Origin of the sequence: Phyllobacterium sp., from assembly GCF_037994405.1 — a bacterium.
In the GTDB taxonomy this organism is placed as follows: domain Bacteria; phylum Pseudomonadota; class Alphaproteobacteria; order Rhizobiales; family Rhizobiaceae; genus Phyllobacterium.
Genome location: NZ_JBBNAN010000088.1, coordinates 1 through 19,626 on the forward strand (window position 1 = coordinate 1; position 19,626 = coordinate 19,626).

Sequence of the window (19,626 nt, forward strand, 5' to 3'; positions counted from 1 at the left end):
GTAATCAACGATATCCGGGCAAGCTTTGAGAATTAACGCCAGCGGAAACGCTTTCGGCGGTAATTTGCCCTTAAGGTGACCATTCGCATTGGTTGCGATTTCCTCGCCAAGTTCAATTTCTGAAACCCCGCTCCAGTTTGTCTCGGCATTTGCCCCCTGGTCTTTTCTAAAGCCGGGTTCAATATCAAGTGGTGAGTCTGGGTTTTGATTCTGTATGTGCCGTTCGATTTGAACGTCACTGGCGTTCGATTTCTTGAAATTAGCGTGGATTTCCAAAAGCTTCTCTACATCCAGACGCAAATCGTCCAGTGCCGCAGCCAGCTCTTCGAGACCGGTCTTATCAAATCCGCGCAGAAGCGGCCGTGCCAGCGGCATAAAACGTTCGCTGATTGCGTCCCAGGGGCCGTGCAGATCTTGCTCTTCAGCGAAAATAATCATCTTGGCGATATCGCGGCGATGCAAACTGACACGCTCACGCAGCAGTCTCTTCGCCAGATCCTCAGCGCGGATAGCAGCAGCAAGCTCTTCGAGCTCCCCGGCCCGCGCCACCAGGGGCATCAGATCGAAGCCGAACGCGGAGCTGACCTCGCCTTCCTGGTCGCGCCGCACGTAGCGTTTGCCGTTCGGGCTGTCCCGCCGGATGATAAGCCCAGCCTCGACTAAGGCGGCGAGATGCCGGCGCAATGTGACCGGTGCCATGCCATGGGCACGCATCGACAGTTCCCGGTTGGACGGAAAAACGATGAGATTGCACTCGCTGTCGAGCTCCGCCTGCTTGTGGAAGCTGAGCAACGCATGCAGCACTGCGAGCGTGCGATCAGAAACGCCAAGTGCCGGCCGCGCTTCGGTGATCGTACGGAACAATTTCCATTTGTCGGCGACTTGGATTGCCGTACAGTTGCGCGCTGACGCCTGCGTTTCCAGCATAGCATGCGACATCGGCCGCCGCCCAAAGGGCGTCGTTGTCATTTCCCTGTTCATAACTTTCACCTTCAATCAGGCAAAAGAAATCTGCTCGCCGAAACGACGCTAACGCTTGACAGTGATTCTCGGAAATGCGATTCTCTAGCTGCTTAGACTTTGAGAGGGCTTCCGGGACGCTGTTTCGGGGGCCTTTTCTTTTGTGATCTTTCTCCTGTTAGATTTGCCTTAAACGCGGTTCACTCTTCTCATGGCGGACAAATGCCGCGTAGATATCCGGCAGATGCTCGATCAGATAATGTCCGAATTCCGGGGTCATCGCTTCATCGATGATAACCCGAGTCTTGCCGTCATTCTGCTCGATCTTGGCGAAGGACTGGCCCTCTTTCGATTTGAGCGGATAGATATACGACCCTGACTTCTGCTTCGGCGTCAGGCTTTTCAGGAGCAGCGCAAAACGCGCATCGCTGTCCAACTGGAAGAATCGTTCAATATCCACGCGCTCTTTCCAGTGCCCCGCGGTCTCCTGCAATCGCTGCGACAGCTGCTCCCAGCGCGGGCGACCAACCTTGGGCGCAGGGCCAACCGCCTCGATCAAATCCTCCGGCAAAGAATTGGCAACGGCAATCATGGTGGACAGGTTGCCCTTATGCACAGACAACGCCGCCATCAAAGCGTGCCGCTCGATGCCATGGGCTTCAAGCCTGGCGGCAAAAAGCGCCCGCTCGATGAACGACAGGTCCTTGCGCTCGAGATTTTCTTTGCCCTGCGCGACGATTAAATCCTCATCAGAAAGCTTCCGGACGATGGCCTTGACGGGCCGGCCAATGGCTTTCAGTGCGGCCATGCGGCGGTGGCCATAGGCAACCTGATAGCGGCTCTCATCGCGCGGATTGGGACGCACCAGGATTGGTACCTGTTGCCCATGCTCTTGGATGCTGGATTTGAGTTCCTCGAAATCCACCGTATCGACATCGTCGAGACGATCACGAATGAAAGAGGCATCAATCAATTCCGGCTCGATTTCGATCACGTGTTCGCCGGATTCGAGCTTCTCGCGCAAAGCTTGCGCTTCGTCCGCGTCGTCGGAGAGACTTTGCAACGACAATCCCATGGCTTTCAGCGAGCCCGATTTTTGTGCGGGCTTCGCCAGCCTGTGCTCGGTCTGCGACGCCTCATTGATCGGCGTCATCATGGCTTTCAAGGCATCTCTGCGTTTATTCATGATGACCTGCCCCATGCTTCTCGCACCAGACCTTCAATCTCAAAATTGACCGCATCGAGCGCCTCGATTGCCCGGTCATAGGTAGCGCGGGTGAAATATTCGCGGCCAACTTCATATAGCGTCTGCTTGGTCAACCCGGCGTCAGCAATGGCCGTGGACTTTAGGAGGGCATTGGTCAGAACACGTTCGCCGAACAGGCTCTTCATTAGTCCAACGATTTGTCCCTGCGGACCGTCACTCGGCTCGTAACGGGTGATAACATAGCGAAAGAAATCATAATCCGCATCGCCGCCCGCCTGTTCCACGACATCAAGCAATCCCGCAGTCATGTGCAGGAACTGCGACATGGATGCGACATCGAGCATTTGCGGATGAATAGTGACAAGAACACTGCGCGCTGCGCACAAGGCCGACAGGGTCAGGAAACCCAGCGATGGCGGGCAATCGAGGACGACGACGTCATAACGATCATCCACAGTGTACAGAGCGCTGGCAATACGCGAAAAAAACAGGCGTTCCGAGCCGCGCCGTTTTTCAGCGAGTATGCGCGGCGTGTCGTGCTCGAATTCCTGCAGTTCGAGATTGCCCGGAATAATATCGAGCCCGGCAAAATAGGTCTTGCGGATAATGTCGGCGAGAGGACGTTGCTGATCGTCATAGCGGATGGCGCCATAGATCGTATCGTTTTCCTCAAGATCAAATTCCGGCTGGATACCGAATAGGGCCGACAGCGAAGCCTGTGGATCAAGATCAATCGCGAGGGTGCGGTAGCCCCGCATGGCGAAATATTGTGCGACATGGGCTGCAGTTGTCGTCTTGCCTGAGCCTCCTTTGAAATTGGTGACGGCAATCACCTGCATATGTTCATTGCCGTGACGAACGGGCAGATAGCTCTTTTTGGCTTTCGCCAGGTAATTGCGGATTTCATGAACCTGGTCGAGCGAATAAAGCCTGCGACCGCCCGAGGTCTTTTCGGCTTCGGGACCCTCACCGGCCAGCGACAAATGCCGTATATAGGCGTCAGTAATGCCGATCAGTTTGGCGGCCTCACCGGAAGTGAATTTGCGCAGCTCCTTTACCGCTGTGGGCGGAAAGGCGCGCGACCGCAACTCCTGCAACTGGGCGCTCAACAGATCGGCATCCGCCTCAACAAGACGCGTCAAAGAGCGCACCTTCTTGCCGGTACGGTGACTCTGGTCTTTTTCAGTTGGAGACAACATAAACGCTCTAAATCCAATTTCTGAGATTGGAGCGTAAATTCACCTGAGTCTGTGTGAGTCGTCAAGTCTTTAAAAGTTAACGACTTTCCACAGGTTCCCAGTTGCCTGGGAGTATTCGACGCCGATCCATTTCCAATGGCAAGGTGTTTCTCGCCGGGTAAAAACCCTATTGCGCCCTGAAATCCATGTCGAAACCAAAAACAATTAGGGACACTGCGGGATAGCGTTCGCACAGTGCTTGATTCCCACGATCGCGATGTGCCACCCGCGCCCGTTCGTCATGCCTCGGACCAACCAGAATATCTGACAGAGCTGTCGAGTGTGTAGCCTGCGGCGCGAACGGTCCGTATGACCTCGACTCCTACGAGAGACGTCAGGCATCTTCTGAGGCGGCCAATATGTACGTCAACCGTTCGTGGACTAACGCTAGCCGGCTTGCGCCATGCCGTTGCGATTAATTCATTGCGGCTATGGATCCGCCCCGGATGTCGAAGAAGATGCTGCAGCATGCGAAATCCGATCGGCGGCAAATCCAGATGATGTCCGTTGCAGTAAATACGGTAGGCTTCGATATCCATTTCAATATTATGCCGGCCTAGTGATTTGCCTGGCATCAAGGAACCCAATTCGTTGATCTTCGGCACGCGAGCAGAATCCCTTTGCAGAAAGCTTAGCATCCTGGCGGGGACCAGCGGTCGTATCATGCCTTCGTCAATACCGGCTTTCAATAAGCTGATGTGCTGATCGCCATTGTTTGAGCCAATCAGCGCGCCTATTGGAATCGTTCTTGTTTCTGGAGCCAATCTAATTTTCTCGCATATTTTCATTGGATTGACGCTATTCGGCGCGCAATCGAGAAGAATGGCATGGGGCCTTTGCAATGAGACAAGGTGCGTGACTTCATCCGATCCACTCGCACGACAGACTGCATATCCTTCAGCCTCTAGGATATGCTGCAACAAAAGACACAGTTCCGGGTCTTCCGAAACCAGAAGGATGAGAGGTTTCATTTTCTCCTCCAACGTTTTCTCAACAGGCGCGGTCCAATGATGTGTACCGCAATGACGTGCAGGATATTGCCTTATTCCCCGTGCATCGATTTCAGCCGCAAAACCAGGAGCGGCGCCACGACCACGCTCAAGTGGAGCAAGCAGATCATGCAGGAAGATACTCTCCTCCATTGACGTCGATGATTGCTCCATTGACGAATCCTGCATCTTTTGAAACCAGAAACTGGATCACGGATGCGACATCGTCCGGGTCGCCAAGCCGACCCGCCGGAATGCTCCCCAAGGCCTGCTGATTGACAGCACTGCTATGATCTCCCGTCATATTTGTGAGAATTCTTCCAGGGGCAACGAGATTGACGGTAATTCCATGCCGGGCGTAAGCAGTGATAAGGGACCTGGCCAGCCCACCGAGTGCCGCCTTGGAAGCGACGTAACTTGCACCTGCAATCTTTGGTCTTGCGCGCGCCGCAACCGACCCGATGAATACAATCCGGCCAAATTGCTTTTCGATCATTCCCGGTGCCGCTGCCTGACAGCAAAGCATTGCACCAGTCAGATTCACCGACAAGACCTCGTTCCATTCAGTCAGGCTTATGTCAGAGAAATGAGTAGCCCCATCTGGCCCTTTAGGCGATACGCCGGCATTGCAAACGAGGATATCAGGGGTTCCCCAAACGGTCGCAAGTTCGGAGAAAAATGCTTCGATTGCCGAAGGAGCAGCAATGTCCACGGTGCGAGCAAGGACGCGCCCTTGCTCAAATTCCCTGGCAAGCATTTGTTGTGCGGACACAACATTCTCCGCTCGTTGGCTGAAAACGGCGACATGGTGTCCCGACCGCAACAAACGGCGTGCAGTAGCCAGGCCAATCCCGGTGGTGCCGCCCGTCACGACCGCTATTCGCGCGTGTTTCATCTCCATCATTCGGGCCGGTCCATTTCTGCGAAAAGCGAAAGAGGCGGATGCGCTCGTGGATCGGTCATTATTTCAATGAGCAGAGGCTCATTGTCCACAAGTCCACGCCGCAACTGGTGCGCAATCTGTGCGGGATCACTGATGCGACACGCGTGGAATCCGCAAGCTTTTGCGATTGCTACGTGATCGACCTCGCCGAGATGACAGGCGGAAGTGAACGCACCGAATTTAACCGTCTCCGCATCCCGTTGAAATCCAAGGATGCCATTATTGAGTACGACTACAGTTACGGGAAGGTTCATACGCCTGCTCGTCTCAAGTTCCGCCCAGCTGTGGGCAAACCCGCCGTCGCCGACCACGGTGATGACAGGCTTATCCGGACGCGCCGCCTTGGCACCCAATGCAAGCGGGAGCCCCCATCCAAGACCAGCTAGACCGCGCGGTGTCAAAAAGCGCATTCCTGATGAGAGGGCCCGCAACTGTCCGGCCACCCACATTGAAGAATAACTGGCATCCGCAACCACTGTCGTCTCGGGAGTCATGGCGACCTGCAATTCAGCCATGATTCTTTCAGGCCGGATCGGTGTCGCGTCAGACATCGCAAAGTCCTGACGGTCGGCATCGAAGCGGCTCCAGAAACCGGTAATTCGATTTTCAAGAGGCTGGCGCGTCGCCACGCGCACGGAAAGGTCGCCATCAACGAGAGCATCGCGCAACGCCCTTAGCGTTTCAGCGGCATCCCCTACCAGGCGCAAGCCTTCATAGGTCCGGCCGATCTCAACGGGGTCAACGTCAATATGAATGATTTTGGCGTTACCAGAAATCTGTCGCCAACTATCGGTACCATTCTGGTTGGTTCTGGTGCCCACAAGCAGCACAACGTCTGCTTCCTGAACGAGCGAAACGGAGTGGTGGCCGAGCGAGCGGGGACCAACGAGCGACCCAAGAACGCCTGCCGATAATGGGTGAAATTCATTGACCGCTCCCTTGCCCATGTTGGTTGTAAAGACCGCAAGAGAGGCATCTTCCTGAAGCATTGCCAATTCCCGCGCGGCTCCGCTGCCGTGAATTCCGCCTCCTGCAATGATGATCGGGCTGCGTGCCTTTGCCAGCAGTAAGGCAGCCTTGGCGATCTCTTTGTCTGCCGGACGCGAGCGATCAAGTGGCCAGTGACCAAGAGTTGCCTCGCGAACAGCGATGGGCGCCGGCGCCACTTCGCGAAGCAAGTCTACGGGAAGAATAAGAGCTACAGGACCAGGGCGCCCGGATCCTGCTACAGTAAATGCTGCGTCGATATAGTCTTCAATGCGCTCAGCCACACCAATTTTTCGAACCCATTTGGTGCAGGACTGGAACAGAGCAAGTTGATCGAGCTCCTGAAACGCATTGCGGTCCGTCTGGTTGCGTTCAACATCCTGAACGAGGGCGACAATTGGAATGCTGGCCTTGAGCGCTTCAGCCAGAGGCGGCACCAGAAGGGTCGCGGCCGGTCCATTCTGGGCTGCGACAACACCAATCTTACCGGAACGCCGAGCATATCCATCAGCCATCGCGCCGCCCATATTTTCCTGGCGATAGGCAATCTGGCGAATGCCGATTGCTTCGGCGGCTAGGATAACGGCCGATGGAAGGCTTTGCGCAAATATAACTTCTACCCCATGCCGGCGCAGTGCCCGGGCAATTCGGCCGGCGACAGTGTCGGATAAACTGTGACTATTCATTAGGTTTTCCCATCCCCTTTGGTGGTGTCCAGAAAACTCGCAAACGCAGCGATAATCTTATTGATGTCTTCGTCCACCATGGCTGTTGAAAGACATGCAGCAGCTCCTTTAGGCAGGACGATGCCGCTTTCAAGAAAGTGCCGGCACATCCGATCCATCACGGCGGTTTCGGCCCGATCGGCATAGGCGTCCCGAAAATCTTGTGGCGGTCTGCCTTTCGGGTGGATACGAAACAGTGATGCGGCCCCTGTCACAGAGAATGGCGCATCAAAACGGCCGATGACGGCATCCAGTTCACTTCGGAGTCGCACGCCCATAATTTCGAGGCGCGCGAAGGCTCCTTCGCTCATAGCCTCCATCGCGACACGCCCGGCAACCATCGAGACCGGGTTGGCGGAAAAAGTTCCACCCTGCGGCAATGCCGGTTTGCCGTTTGCAATGCTGAATACCTGCATGACCTCGGCCCGGCCACCTATAGCGCCAATGGGGAATCCCCCGCCGATTATCTTTCCCATTGCCATAAGATCGGGAACAATGCCGTACCGAGCACTTGCCCCTCGATATCCTTGGCGCAGGTTGAGCACTTCGTCGGCGAGGATAAGAATTCCATGCCTTTTCGCGAGCGTAGCGAGAGCGTCGAAAAAACCTGTCCGAGCCGCGATCAGCCCTGCCCGGCTTGGCATCGGGTCAATGATGATGCACGACAATTTCTCGGCCGCCGCCGTTATCCGTCGTTCTGCGGCTTCGATATCGTTGAAACGCAGCACGATAACGTCATTGGCTACTGATTCAGGCACACCCTTGTAAAGGGCGACCGGTCGTGGATTGTCCGGTGCGCCCCATGTATCGGGCGTTCCGCTTTGTCCTGTTTCGGCCCAATCATAAGCGCCGTGAAAAGCTCCCTCGATTCGGGCGATAGCCGGTTTTCCAGTGAAGGCCCGCGCGGCCTTGATAGCAAACATGACTGCCTCTGACCCGCTATTGACGAAGCGAATGCTTTCGATCGTCGGAATTCGCTGCGTCAACAGTTCGGCAAGAGCAATTTCATGTTCCGTCGGGTTTGCAAAACACGTCCCGCTTTTCAGCAACGTACCCACGGCCCGCACAACAGGCTGAAAGCCGTGGCCATGAATAAGGGTCGTAAAATTATTGTTGAGATCAAGCAGCCGATTGCCGTCAACGTCGACGAGATAGGCCCCTTCGCCGCGCGCAATATAAAGAGGGTTGGGATCGCGTTCCACCGTCACGCGCGTTGTCCCGTCGGGAAATACACGCTTGCCACGTTCAAATAGCAATGCGGATCTTGCCGAAGCCACCTGGTGCAAGGTCTTTGCCATGTGTTCCATAACCAAAGGCTATAGGGGAATATAACACCCCCGTCATCATTTTGTTGCAACAAAAAACACAAATGTGAAATTGACGCAACAAAAAAGCGCCTTGGGATGGCATTTACTTTGCTGACCGCTCGCGATTTGCTTTTTTTAGACGGCGATGTCCATCGCGGATATCGCTTTCAATTGCCGCGCGCACACTCGCCCCGTCGCGTTCAGCCAATCCTTCGATTGCAGCCAGGTGATTGTGGACCCCATATTTCTTTTCAGCAAATTCCGGATATAGGTCATTGAAGGAAGCACCGATCCTCAACCAAAGCGTTTCGATCATGGTCAGAAGATGAGGCATCCCCGAGAGGCGATAGATGGAAAAATGGAACTCCTTGTTCCACCACAATGCATCCGTGAACCGCGCACTATCAAGCGCATCATTGATCTGTGATTGCAGCTTTTCGAGCTCCAACACAACCTCCGAAGTGGCGTTAGCGGCCGCCCTATCAGCTGCAAGTCCCTCCAGCGCCAGACGCATTAATGTAATTTCTTCAAGGTCTTGCGGGCTTATGAACGGTACGATAACGGTCTTGGGCCCAGCATAGACAAGCGCCCCTTCATATGTGAGCCTGTTGATGGCATCCCTTGCCGGCGTTGAGCTTACGCCAAGCGTTTCGGCCAGTGCTCGTACGGTCAGCTTGTCTCCCGGACCGAAGGTCCCCCGGATCAAGCGCTCCTTCATTTTTTCATAGGCAATATCGCCCAACCGTGCAGACTGCTTTCCAGCGTCATGCGCGTCTCTTTCCACAGCTGGCATTTAACCACCTCCTCTCACGTTGACATTGCGAAATTTTTGTTGCATCAAAATGAACTATGAAGCTGATGCAAACTTTCTGTGACATCACTTATAACACTTCCGGCACCTGCCGTCCCCTAGTTCGGCGGGGAAATTAAAAAAAGTGCGCGCGTTCAATTGAGCCGTGCCTCCGGCCTGCTCACGCACAGTTGGAAACGCCCGACCGCGCGCGTCAGAAACGACAAACCTACTGCCCGGGGAACCCCTGGGCTCATCGCCAAGAGAGGAGACAAAATTGATTGGTCAGGCACTTACCCTCAAGGGCATTAGGAAACGCTACAAGGAAAACCTGGCGGTGAACGATGTTTCCATCGACATCGACGCTGGCGAATTCGTTTCAATCCTAGGGCCATCCGGGTCTGGCAAGACCACGCTGTTGACCATGATCGCCGGTTTTGAAAGCCCGTGTGCCGGCCAAATTGCCATCGGTGGGCGTGATATTACCCCGCAGGCGCCGAACCGCCGAAACATTGGTTTGGTTTTCCAAAGATATGCTCTGTTTCCCCATATGACAGTTGGGCAGAATGTGGCGTTCCCTCTGCGCATGCGCGGTATCGGGCGTGCCCCGACGAGGGACCGGGTGAAAGGCGCGCTCGAACTTGTGCAGCTTGGCGCCTATGAGGACCGTTATCCCGATCAGTTGTCAGGAGGCCAGCAGCAGCGTGTTGCGGTCGCACGAGCCCTGGTTTTCGAGCCTCCGGTCCTGTTGATGGACGAGCCACTTGGCGCCCTCGACAAGAACCTGCGCGAGGCAATGCAGTTTGAGATCAAACGCCTTCAAAGCAAGCTAGGAGCTACGGTTATTTATGTGACTCATGATCAGGATGAGGCTTTGACGATGTCAGACCGTATAGCGGTGATGGCAAACGGCAATCTGGTCCAGATCGGCCGACCTACTGATATCTATCAAAGCCCCGTCTCGCCCTTCGTTGCCGATTTCATCGGAAGGATGAACTTTATCGATTGCGATTATCTCGGTAGCGAAGGCGGCGAAGGTGTGGTGCTGCTTGCAGAAGGCCTGACGCTCAAGACGCCTCTTCCCGGTCCAATCGACCAGGCAAAGATCAAGGCCGGAATGGCGGTGCGTCTTGCGATCAGACCAGAGCGAATGTCACTGGTTCAAGCCGGATCGAACGGGGCAATTCCAGGACGCGTCGAAGCACGGATATTCGTCGGCTCTTTTCAGCTTTTCCTCGTGCGTATCAAGTCGCGAGGCAATCCGCTTGTGCAGATAAAGATTGCCGCAACCGGTGAGATGCCGGTTGCCGACGCGGGCGATGAAGTGGGCATTCGTGCGCAGACGGCTGCCATCCATATTTTTCCCGGCCAGGGAGGTCAATGACATGGGCGTTTCTGCTCGCCATTACTCGCCAGCATTGTCTCTGACACTCATCTTCCCCCTTCTGCTCCTCCTGCTGGCCGGTTTCCTCTATCCGATCGGCTTGCTTATCAAGCTAAGCCTTTTCAATCCTGACCTTGATTTCTCATCCTACCGCCGGATTTTCGAACAGCCACTTTACCTTGATGTGATAGTGCGGACCGTCAAAATTGGCTTGGTGGTGACGGCAGCAAGCTTGCTAGCGGGTTTCCCGGTTGCCTACGCCATGACGTTGCCTAAGAGCCGGATCAATACAATTGCGGCGGCAGCAGTTTTCATAGCCCTCTGGTCCCCTGTTCTCGTCCGCTCCTACGCTTGGATCGTACTTCTGCAGAGAAATGGCGTGGTTAATCGTATTTTTGGCGAGCTGGACATTACGCCTGCACCATTGAAGCTTATCCACACGGAAGGCGCAGTAATGCTGGCCATGACACATGTTCTCATGCCGTTCATGATCCTGCCGATCTTCGCAGCACTGCGCGCAATCCCTGCCGAATATGTCCGCGCGGCGCGAAATCTTGGTGCCGACCGTTTCAGTACATTCCTGCGTATAATATTGCCTTTGAGTTTGCCGGGGGTTTTTGCCGGCTGCACCATGTGTTTCATTCTTGCTATCGGCTTTTACATTACTCCAGCGCTCGTCGGCGGTCCTGGAACGCTGATGATGGCAACAGTAATAGGCCAACAGGCGACTGTCCTGCTCGACTGGCCATTTGCAGCCGCCCTGGCAACGGTACTCCTGGCAGTTACGCTCGTTCTGATCCTCGTGTTTCGCAAGACGCTCTCGTTCAACAGGGGGTTCGACAATGTCGGCTGAACCGAATGCGATCAATCAGAAGCCACTCGTCGATCGCTCTTCAATGCCACGACTTGCCCGCCCGTATCGTTCAGCGTTGGCGACTGTTGTGGCAGGATTCGTGCTTAGCGCTATTCTCTTCTTCCTCGTCCTTCCCACGCTTGTCATCGTTCCGATTTCGCTGAACACAGCCGCCTATATCGACTTTCCGCCACAGGGTCTGACCTTGCGCTGGTACCTGCAATATTTCAACGATCCGGACTGGATGGCCGCAACATTTTTCAGCCTCAGGATTGCCGTCGCGACGTCCCTGTCAGCGACAGTCATCGGAACCCTGGCGGCGATCGGACTTGTGCGCGGCAACTTTCCGGGCAAGAACCTGCTGCACGCCCTAAGCCTTGCGCCGATGATCGTCCCGCACATCGTCTTCGGCGTAGCGCTCTATCTGGTCTTCGCGCCGTTGCAGCTGACGGGGAATTTCTTCGGATTTTTGATCGCTCATACAGTGCTCGCGGTCCCCTATGTCCTTTTGACTGTGATGGCTGCACTCCAGCGTTTTGATTTCACCCTCGAACTGGCCGCCCTCAATTGTGGTGCGAGCCGAACGCGGTGCTTCGTTTACGTCGTTCTTCCCAATATTGCACCTGGCGTGGCAATCGGTGCGGTCTTTGCCTTTCTAGCATCGTTCGACGAAGCGACAGTCGCCTTCTTCATTTCCGATACCGGCGGCAAATCGATCAGCCGAAAAATGTTCGAGGATATCGATTTCAATCTAACGCCGGTCATTGCGGCCGTCTCAACGATCCTCGTCGCAATCTCGCTGTTACTGATGGCGACGATCCAACACGTCAAATGCAGGCGTGAGCTTTAGAGGACGGCACGGTCGATCCCCCGTCCTGCCAATCTGAGGAGACTTGCCAATGACACGAAAGCTGAAACGGTATTTTCGCCATATCGGGCACTTCATAGCCTTTAGCATCTGCATCACGACAATTGTCCCAGAGAAAAGCACTGCCGCGGACGACGATCACCTTGTTATTGCGACGACAGGCGGCGCCTACGAACGTGCATTACGCGAAGCCTGGTTCGATCCTTTTACAAGCCAGACCGGCATAAAGGTTATCACCGTTGCGGGCACCAATGCACAAATGCGCGCCAAGGCGGCAGCTATGGTGAAGACCGGCAATGTAAGCTGGGACCTCTATTTGCAAGGTGACATCCAGGCGAGCGCTCCGGAACATCGCGACTATGCTGAGGATTTGAGTGAATTCTGCCGGCAGTTTGCCGGCCGGCCGGACCTTGCCGATGACGCTTGCTCGGCCGCGGGCGTCCGATTGTTGTCAACGGCAACACTCCTTGCCTATAGGACCAATGTTTTTGACAAGCCACCGGCAACGTGGTCCGACATGTGGGATACTCAAAATTATCCCGGTGGCCGGACCTTTCCCAATTTTGATGACCCGTGGCGGGTTCTCGCAGCGGCTCTTCTTGCCGATGGGGTTGCGCGCAATGATCTGTTCCCACTCGACATCGATCGCGCTCTGGCAAAGCTTGATGAAATTCGGCCCGCAGTCTCACTGTGGTGGAAGAGCGGCGATCAGAGCGTTCAGGGTTTCCGCAATGGTGACTACGATATCGGGCAAATCTGGTTGACGCGTGCCAAGGCCCTGCAAAGCGAGGGACAACCGGTCGCATGGTCCTACAAGGCTTCATTTCTTGTCGGTGATCGCGTCGCGCTCATCAAGAATGCCGTCAACAGAGAACACGCACTGAAGCTTTTGGCCTTCTGGCTCAACTCTCCCGACGTGCAGGCGAAAGTATGTGAGGAACTCTCCTGTACGCCGCCAAGCAGCGCAGCGCTCGGGCTCATGTCGAAAGAAGTGCGGTCGGCCATGCCAAGCGCACAGGACATCAAAGACTACGCAATCGTTCCAGACGCTAAGTGGATCAATGACAATGCAGCTCTCATGCTTGAGCGTTGGAATGCCTGGATTCAATGACTAGCTGCAACGACAATATGGGAGCAAGAAACATGAGAAAAACTCCACCACGCGTGCTGGTCGCCAGGATCTGGCACGAGTCGAACGGCTTCAACCCCCGGACAACGCAGGCCACAGATTTCCAAGTGTGCGAGGGCGACGTTCTGCTACGCACGGCCGCGTCGTCCGGTTCAACCTTAGGTGGCATAATCGCTCGACTGCAAGATATGGGCTGTCAGATTATACCGAGCCTTTCGGTAACTGCACCGCCAAGCGGACTGGTGGAGCAGGCATTCTATGAAGCTGTCAAATCGAGGCTTTTGGCGGATGTGGCACTCTACAGGCCGGATGCGATCGCGCTGGAGTTGCATGGCGCGATGGGCACCACCCAACACAATGATGCAGAAGGGGACTTATTACAGAGTATTCGTGCGGTGGCGGGGGATGACGTGCCTATCGGAATCGGTCTTGATCTGCATGCCCATGTGTCAGATGCAATGCTCGAGGCCGTCGAGGTCTGCATAGCGTGCAAAGAGAATCCTCACTCTGACGTCATTGAGTGCGGCTATAAGGTGGCGGAGTGCCTATATGCAATCCTTAACGGGCAACTGCGCCCAGTAACCACAATGGCCAAAGTTCCGATGATCCTTCCGGGTGCCGCCGAGACGGCACAAGGACCACTTTTCGACATTCACGAAGCGGCGCGACAAATGGCTGAAGCTGATGGTGCCGTCTGGGATATTTCGCTATTTAATGTCTTTCGCTATGTAGACGATGTGGATATCGGCCAGGCAGTTGTGGTGCTCGCAAACGGTAACAGCACGAGCGGCGAGGTCGCACTGCCTCTTGCATGCGCCTTTTGGCGGGAGCGAGCCCGTTTCAAGGACGATCTCCTCACCATTGAAGAAGCGTTGACGAAAGTCGCACAGGTACCAGCAGCGCGTCCCTTCATCCTTGCCGATATGGGAGATCGCGTATTGGCCGGCGCACCGGGTGACAGTACGGCAATTTTGGCCACAGCTCTCAAGCGAAGCGATCAATTACGTGGCGCCATCCCGATTACCGACCCAGAAAGTGTCAAGACCGCCTGGCTGGCCGGCAAGGGCAATTCCATTGAACTTGCTGTCGGTGGACGGATAACGCCAGGTTTCCAGCCGCTCACGATTACCGGCAAGGTCGTCCATCTGAGCGACGGTGATTTTGTCCTTTCAGGGCCGTTTCAAGGCGGCGAACCAGCTAGCATGGGGCCGACCGCCGTCATTGAGATTGAGGATCGCATCGCACTGGTGGTCACGACAAAAGCAGCATTCAGTCACGATCCGGCCGTTTTCACCAGTCAGGGGATTGACCTTGCTTCACGTGATTTTTTCGTCGTCAAATCGGGCTACCATTTTAAACTGAATTTTGGCGCGGGCACCGTACCGCTCTTGGTCCGCAGCCCGGGGGTGGGTTATTACAGTAAGGGTATGCTCGCATACAGCAAAGCGCGTTTCTGGCCCGAGCATGAGTTGGGAGAACCTCCAATCAAAATGCGCGTCTTTGGAAAAGCGGGAACGAATTTTGCATCACCGTCAAAGGCGCAAGGTCGCGCTCATAATATCGGTACGCCGCATTGCGATGATTCATTATATGCAGATAGGTGAAACCAAGCTTGTCCATCACGCGTTGCGAGGCAAGGTTGGCGGGACGCACAAGCGCGACGAGTTTTTCAAGTCCAAGGCGTGCCGCGGCATCGCAAATAACCTTGCGGGCTGCTTCTGTCGCCAGACCACGACCCGATGACAATTCGAAGAAGCAATAGCCGAGTTCCGGACTATTGCCATTGAAATCGCGCAGTCCGCAGCGGCCACAAAAGCATAGGGAGCCATTGTCTTGCTTCTCGTACACCATAAAAAATCCAAACCCAAACTCCCGCCACTCACGCAAATAAAGCAACAGTCTTTCATCTGATTGTGCGCGGGTCATTGCCAATCCACAGGTTGTAAGACGAACGACAAGCGGATCGGTATGGAGCCTGTAAAGTTCACTTGCATCAATGTCCTTGAGTGGACGCAGCACCAGCCGCTCGGTCTCCAAAAGCATGGCTATTCTCCACGGGGTACAAATACGGCCGGCTTAGCCTAGCAAGCGGTTTGCCTGCACTTCTATAGGAAGGCCGTTTTGGAATGATTTGGGCCTGAACATTTACGTGCATGGATTACAGCAGGCAAATACGCTCGGGCAGCGTTTTGTGAAGCACATCGCACAATGCACTTATGTCGTCTGCGGTATGGCCTGCTGTCGGGCAGATCCGCAACCCAGCCCTTCCTTTGGCAACAGTCGGGAAGAAAACCGCAGATGTATAAAATCCCTTGTCCAGAACCGCTCTCGCCGCACCAATTGTCTCCAGTTCATCGCCGATATTGATAATGCGGATAGGCAACGGTGTTCCGGACTGTTCGGTGGCGACGAGTGTGTCAAACAACGCAATCCGGGACTGTAGCGTATCTTGCCGTGCAGCGAGTTTCGGCGTTCGATGCAATGCAGCTGAGGCCAAGGCAGCTCCGATTGCGGCGACATTGGGCGAAGCTGAAAAGGCATGGGCTACTGCGAAATTACGAAACACTTCAACTTGCCGCGCGGTACCAAGCATAATCATACCACCGGATGCGCCAAAGCCTTTGCCGAGCGATGCAGCGATAATGGTGCGTTCACCGAGCGGGCCAGGGATTTGTGCACGTACATGTCCCTGCCCCGTTCTGCCGGATATTGATATACCGTGCGCATCGTCAACATACAGAAATAGGCCATAGCGTTCCTGCAGCGAGATGAGATCGCTCATCGGTGCGCAACCACCCATTGAATAGACGCCGTCACAGACATAAACGACGCTGCTCTGTCTACGACAGATGGTTTCAAGGGCTTCCATATCGTTGTGACCTATGGTGATGACTTCCGTCTCTTCGCCGATAGTTGCCTTGTGAAAGGCAAGCGTTGCATGCGCGTGCCTGTCGAAGACCATTAAAGGCTTTTTTCCGTTGGTCAGATGTCCCGAGGCCAGAAGGGGCAAAGCTCCCATATTTGCAGCAAGCACACTCGAATAGGTGATGACGCTTGCCGCGAACAGGTCGGAAAGTGCCTCTTCCAGTTCGCCGATCAGCGTAAAATTAAGGCGGGTCCGTGCACAGGACCAATGCAGTGTACCGTAGCTCTCGATAGCACTTATGGCGCCTGCGATTATTGCGGGGTGATTATCAAGGCCAAGATAGGAACAGCGGACGAAATCGACAATCTGCAGTCGGCCATTGCCAGCAGTATGAAGTTCCACAGCACGTCCCGAAAGCGGCCGGCCGTAGACAGCCATCAACCCTTCCAGGTGTGCGCTTCTGAAATGTGGCCAGGCTCGCTTAATAAGGTCTTTAGTATTGCGCCGCCGTTCCCCTGCGGCAGGTATTTTCGTCACAGCGGAAAAGTCGGACATGTTTCCTCGCATTGTTGGTTTAGGCGGGCCTTCGACGGTTCGGCCGCATGGTGGTCTGGCTATGCCGGACAATTGTCCGGACTGCCGTGCAACCATTGATCCGGGTTGCAAGAGACTCAACGATGGCGAGGAGAAGTCTTGAAGAATTATTCGCGACAGACGGAACCTGATTTCACTTGGGTGTCGCACATGGTTCAAATATGAACGGATGATGGCTTATATTCAGCGCTTCGCGAAAATTGACGTACGCCAAGTTCAAACAAATATCCTAAAAGGTCAGCTTGCCTCCGGCTTTTCGAACGCATACCCGGCCGAGCGAACGGTTCGGATCAAATTCTGACCAGTAATAACCTTCAGCTTCTGACGCAGACGTCCGATATGAACGTCGACGGTTCTGGGTTCGACATGAACATTATCTGGCCAAACCGTAGCGATGAGCTCGTCTCGACTGAATACGCGCCCCGGCTCCAGGACCATTACGCATAGCAGTCTGAACTGTATTAATCGAAGTGGAATGTCGACGCCGTCAAATTCCGCGCGATATGCTTTTGTAAACAGTCTGAGTTTGCCGACAGATAGTGTGTCATCGGTGATTTTATTGCCTGGGGAGAGTTCGATTTTCGGTCCCACCAACACGTTTAGATAAGCAAGAAGGCTATCGGGTGCATACGGGCAGACAAAACTCTGGTCGACGCCAGCCTTCAAAAGATCAAGGTTCTGCTGGTCACAACCTGTGGTGACGGTGGCGACAACCGGTACGACTTTGGTAATATCTTCGCTCTTGAGGCGTGCGCAGATCAACGGCGCCGCATGAAAATCCGGCCTGCAGTCAAGTATGATTGCACGCACGGGAGTGCTTGAGACGCTCTCAATTGCTTCGTCAGCATCTCCCACGAGGGCAACATCAAATCCATCAACCTTAAGGATGTGGCTAAGGATCAGATATGAACCTGCCTCCTGCGAGCATATGAGAACGAGCGGCTTCATTGATATTCCTCTCAAGCAGGATGTCTGGGTCAGATGATATGCGAAGCAATTGTATGTTGCAACAAAACTGAACATTGAGATAAACCAGGAATTGTATGGCGAGCAAATCAATCTATAAGTCGATAATAAATAAGGGTAACTTTCCCTGATCCTCATCATATCATTGTTGACCAAAACGCAATGATGCAACATAATAAATTCGGAAGAAGCTGGGAGAGCCTGAGAGATTTGTGCATTCCTAGACCTTTGCCAGGGACGACACGAGATCAATTGGAGCGTTTTTACCCCCAATCGTGGCTCACTTGTGAGTTTCAACGTCCGGCCAACAATTCCGCCCTGCGCCGGACAGCCTCGCAGGAGCTTCGGTATGCTTAATCGTAGGAATGGAAAAAATGGTTTCTCTAGTCTGGTAGTCGACGAAGAACTGAACAGTCTTGCTCCATACGCAGCGACAAACGCTGCGATCTCACTTTATGGCTCAAAAGCACCCTTGGCCGCAGCATGGTGCGCGTTTTCTGCCCAACACGAAGGTCGAGAAGACGATTTTCACTTTTGGCTCAGGGTGTTCAAACTTCTTCTTAACAGGAGATCAAAACCGGAGATTGAATGAACCCTGCAAGCGTAGTGGGTCGGTCCGCAAAGCGTGCTTTTCTGACGCGGACATCAATAGTAATCAGCCTACTCAAGCCTTGGCTCACCTGTCTTAGACCCTTCAAGACGAGGTTGGAAACGATTGGCCTGAGCATCGGCTAATAGATCGGCCAGCATCCCCGAACGCACCGATCGGTGGAGACCCGCCGACCTCGTTCATGGCGTTTTGTGTCCGGTACGCCCAATAAGGCAACGCCTCCCTGCGGTTTGAAACATCTATTTCCGCAGCTCTATCCGCGGGCTTGACAGACAGGCGCAACAAGCTCTGGACTCTAGGGTCTGTTGAGATTCAGGGTTTCGGCTGTTTCGGCTTTGTGATTCAAGCTCCTTTTGAGGAGCTTGAAGATGATTCGGACTGTCTTGACGGACGCCCAGTGGGAGAAGATGGCTCCCCATTGCCTTGGCAAGGCCAGCGATCCCGGCCGCAGTGGCGGCGATAACCGCCTCTTTCTTGAGGCGGTTCTTTGGAAAGCACGCACCAACAGCCCCTGGCGGGATTTGCCGGAAGGCTTCGGCAACTGGAATACGGTCTTCAAACGCTTCGACGACTGGTCGAGGAAGGGCGTGTTCGAGAAACTATTCGATGCGGTCTCGGATGATCCGGACATGGAGTATGCCATGATCGACGCGACGATTGTTCCAGTCCACCGCCACGGACACGGCGCAAAAGGGGGACTCAAAATCAGGCAATCGGAAAATCGAAAGGCGGATGGACAACCAAGATCCTCGCCTTGACCGATGCCCTTGGAAACCTTGTGCGTTTTCACCTCCTGCCCGGCCAGCGTTACGATACGATTGGCGTGGCTCCCCTGATCGAAGGCATCGATTTCGATGCGATCCTCGCCGACAAGGCTTTCGACGCCAACTGGATCATCGAGGAAATGAATGAACGCGGGGCGCAGATCGTCATCTCACAGCGCCCGCAACGCAAACACCCCATCGAGATCGACCGAGAGGTCTATAAATGGCGACACCTGATCGAGAACTTCTTCTGCAAGCTCAAAGAGTTCAAGGCCATCGCCATGCGAAGCGACAAAACGGATAGAAACTTCTCCGCAATGATCTACGCTTGCGCCGCAGTCATAAACTCCCGATGAATCTCAACAGGCCCTAGACCGCCCCACAAAACTTTATGCTCTCCTTCAAGGGCGGTAGTCAGCGGTTCTTCTTCAAGGGCAGCAATGAGC

At 54.5% G+C, this 19,626-nt stretch carries 15 protein-coding genes and 1 pseudogene; 6 read left to right on the forward strand and 10 right to left on the reverse strand.

Going from position 1 to position 19,626, the window contains the following annotated elements; translation table 11 throughout:
- The 8 genes from repC to AAAC48_RS05450 all read right to left on the reverse strand — a co-directional run.
- A partial coding sequence (gene repC, locus AAAC48_RS05415) for a plasmid replication protein RepC (protein ID WP_340653196.1) occupies positions 1–981 on the reverse strand: 981 nt, incomplete at its 3' end.
- Positions 982–1,138: 157 nt separating this feature from the next.
- A complete protein-coding gene (gene repB, locus AAAC48_RS05420; RefSeq protein WP_340653197.1) occupies positions 1,139–2,146 on the reverse strand; it encodes a plasmid partitioning protein RepB in 1,008 nt (335 codons plus the stop codon).
- Positions 2,143–3,366: a plasmid partitioning protein RepA gene (gene repA, locus AAAC48_RS05425; RefSeq protein ID WP_340653198.1), complete on the reverse strand. Its 1,224-nt coding sequence runs from the start codon at positions 3,364–3,366 to the stop codon at positions 2,143–2,145. Before repA ends, repB begins: the two co-directional genes overlap by 4 nt.
- Before the next feature lie 278 nt (positions 3,367–3,644).
- Positions 3,645–4,568: a response regulator transcription factor gene (locus AAAC48_RS05430; RefSeq protein ID WP_340653199.1), complete on the reverse strand. Its 924-nt coding sequence runs from the start codon at positions 4,566–4,568 to the stop codon at positions 3,645–3,647.
- Positions 4,522–5,298, reverse strand: coding sequence for an SDR family oxidoreductase (locus tag AAAC48_RS05435; protein ID WP_340653200.1), 777 nt, complete (start codon positions 5,296–5,298; stop codon positions 4,522–4,524). Before AAAC48_RS05435 ends, AAAC48_RS05430 begins: the two co-directional genes overlap by 47 nt.
- A complete protein-coding gene (locus tag AAAC48_RS05440; RefSeq protein ID WP_340653201.1) occupies positions 5,295–7,010 on the reverse strand; it encodes an acetolactate synthase catalytic subunit in 1,716 nt (571 codons plus the stop codon). The genes AAAC48_RS05435 and AAAC48_RS05440 overlap by 4 nt, the downstream gene beginning before the upstream one ends.
- The gene (locus AAAC48_RS05445; protein WP_340653202.1) at positions 7,010–8,356 is read right to left on the reverse strand and encodes an aspartate aminotransferase family protein; all 1,347 of its coding nucleotides are present in this window, start codon (positions 8,354–8,356) and stop codon (positions 7,010–7,012) included. The genes AAAC48_RS05440 and AAAC48_RS05445 overlap by 1 nt, the downstream gene beginning before the upstream one ends.
- A gap of 103 nt (positions 8,357–8,459) precedes the next feature.
- Positions 8,460–9,149, reverse strand: coding sequence for a GntR family transcriptional regulator (locus tag AAAC48_RS05450; protein WP_340653203.1), 690 nt, complete (start codon positions 9,147–9,149; stop codon positions 8,460–8,462).
- A gap of 274 nt (positions 9,150–9,423) precedes the next feature.
- Between AAAC48_RS05450 and AAAC48_RS05455 the strand changes: the two genes are divergently transcribed.
- Genes AAAC48_RS05455 through AAAC48_RS05475 form a run of 5 tightly spaced genes read left to right on the forward strand, consistent with a single transcriptional unit; the run spans position 9,424 to position 14,984 of the window.
- On the forward strand, positions 9,424–10,530 hold the full coding sequence (locus AAAC48_RS05455) for an ABC transporter ATP-binding protein (protein ID WP_340653204.1): 1,107 nt from the start codon (positions 9,424–9,426) through the stop codon (positions 10,528–10,530).
- Between the two features lies 1 nt (position 10,531).
- Positions 10,532–11,383 (forward strand): ABC transporter permease, encoded by an 852-nt coding sequence (locus AAAC48_RS05460; RefSeq protein WP_340653205.1) that lies wholly within the window; start codon positions 10,532–10,534, stop codon positions 11,381–11,383.
- A 43-nt stretch (positions 11,384–11,426) separates the two neighbouring features.
- The gene (locus AAAC48_RS05465) at positions 11,427–12,233 is read left to right on the forward strand and encodes an ABC transporter permease (protein ID WP_340653210.1); all 807 of its coding nucleotides are present in this window, start codon (positions 11,427–11,429) and stop codon (positions 12,231–12,233) included.
- A 49-nt stretch (positions 12,234–12,282) separates the two neighbouring features.
- Complete coding sequence (locus AAAC48_RS05470; RefSeq protein ID WP_340653206.1) at positions 12,283–13,362, forward strand: ABC transporter substrate-binding protein; 1,080 nt, start codon at positions 12,283–12,285, stop codon at positions 13,360–13,362.
- 32 nt (positions 13,363–13,394) lie between these two features.
- The gene (locus tag AAAC48_RS05475; protein ID WP_340653207.1) at positions 13,395–14,984 is read left to right on the forward strand and encodes a M81 family metallopeptidase; all 1,590 of its coding nucleotides are present in this window, start codon (positions 13,395–13,397) and stop codon (positions 14,982–14,984) included.
- A 554-nt stretch (positions 14,985–15,538) separates the two neighbouring features.
- Here AAAC48_RS05475 and AAAC48_RS05480 read toward each other — a convergent pair.
- Positions 15,539–16,801: an aminotransferase class I/II-fold pyridoxal phosphate-dependent enzyme gene (locus AAAC48_RS05480; protein ID WP_340653208.1), complete on the reverse strand. Its 1,263-nt coding sequence runs from the start codon at positions 16,799–16,801 to the stop codon at positions 15,539–15,541.
- Positions 16,802–17,077: 276 nt separating this feature from the next.
- Positions 17,078–17,788, reverse strand: a complete 711-nt coding sequence (locus AAAC48_RS05485) for a response regulator transcription factor (RefSeq protein ID WP_340653209.1) — start codon at positions 17,786–17,788, stop codon at positions 17,078–17,080.
- A gap of 1,035 nt (positions 17,789–18,823) precedes the next feature.
- Here AAAC48_RS05485 and AAAC48_RS05490 point away from each other — a divergent pair.
- Positions 18,824–19,536 (forward strand): annotated as a pseudogene (locus AAAC48_RS05490) (IS5 family transposase).
- The last annotated feature ends 90 nt before the right edge of the window (positions 19,537–19,626 follow it).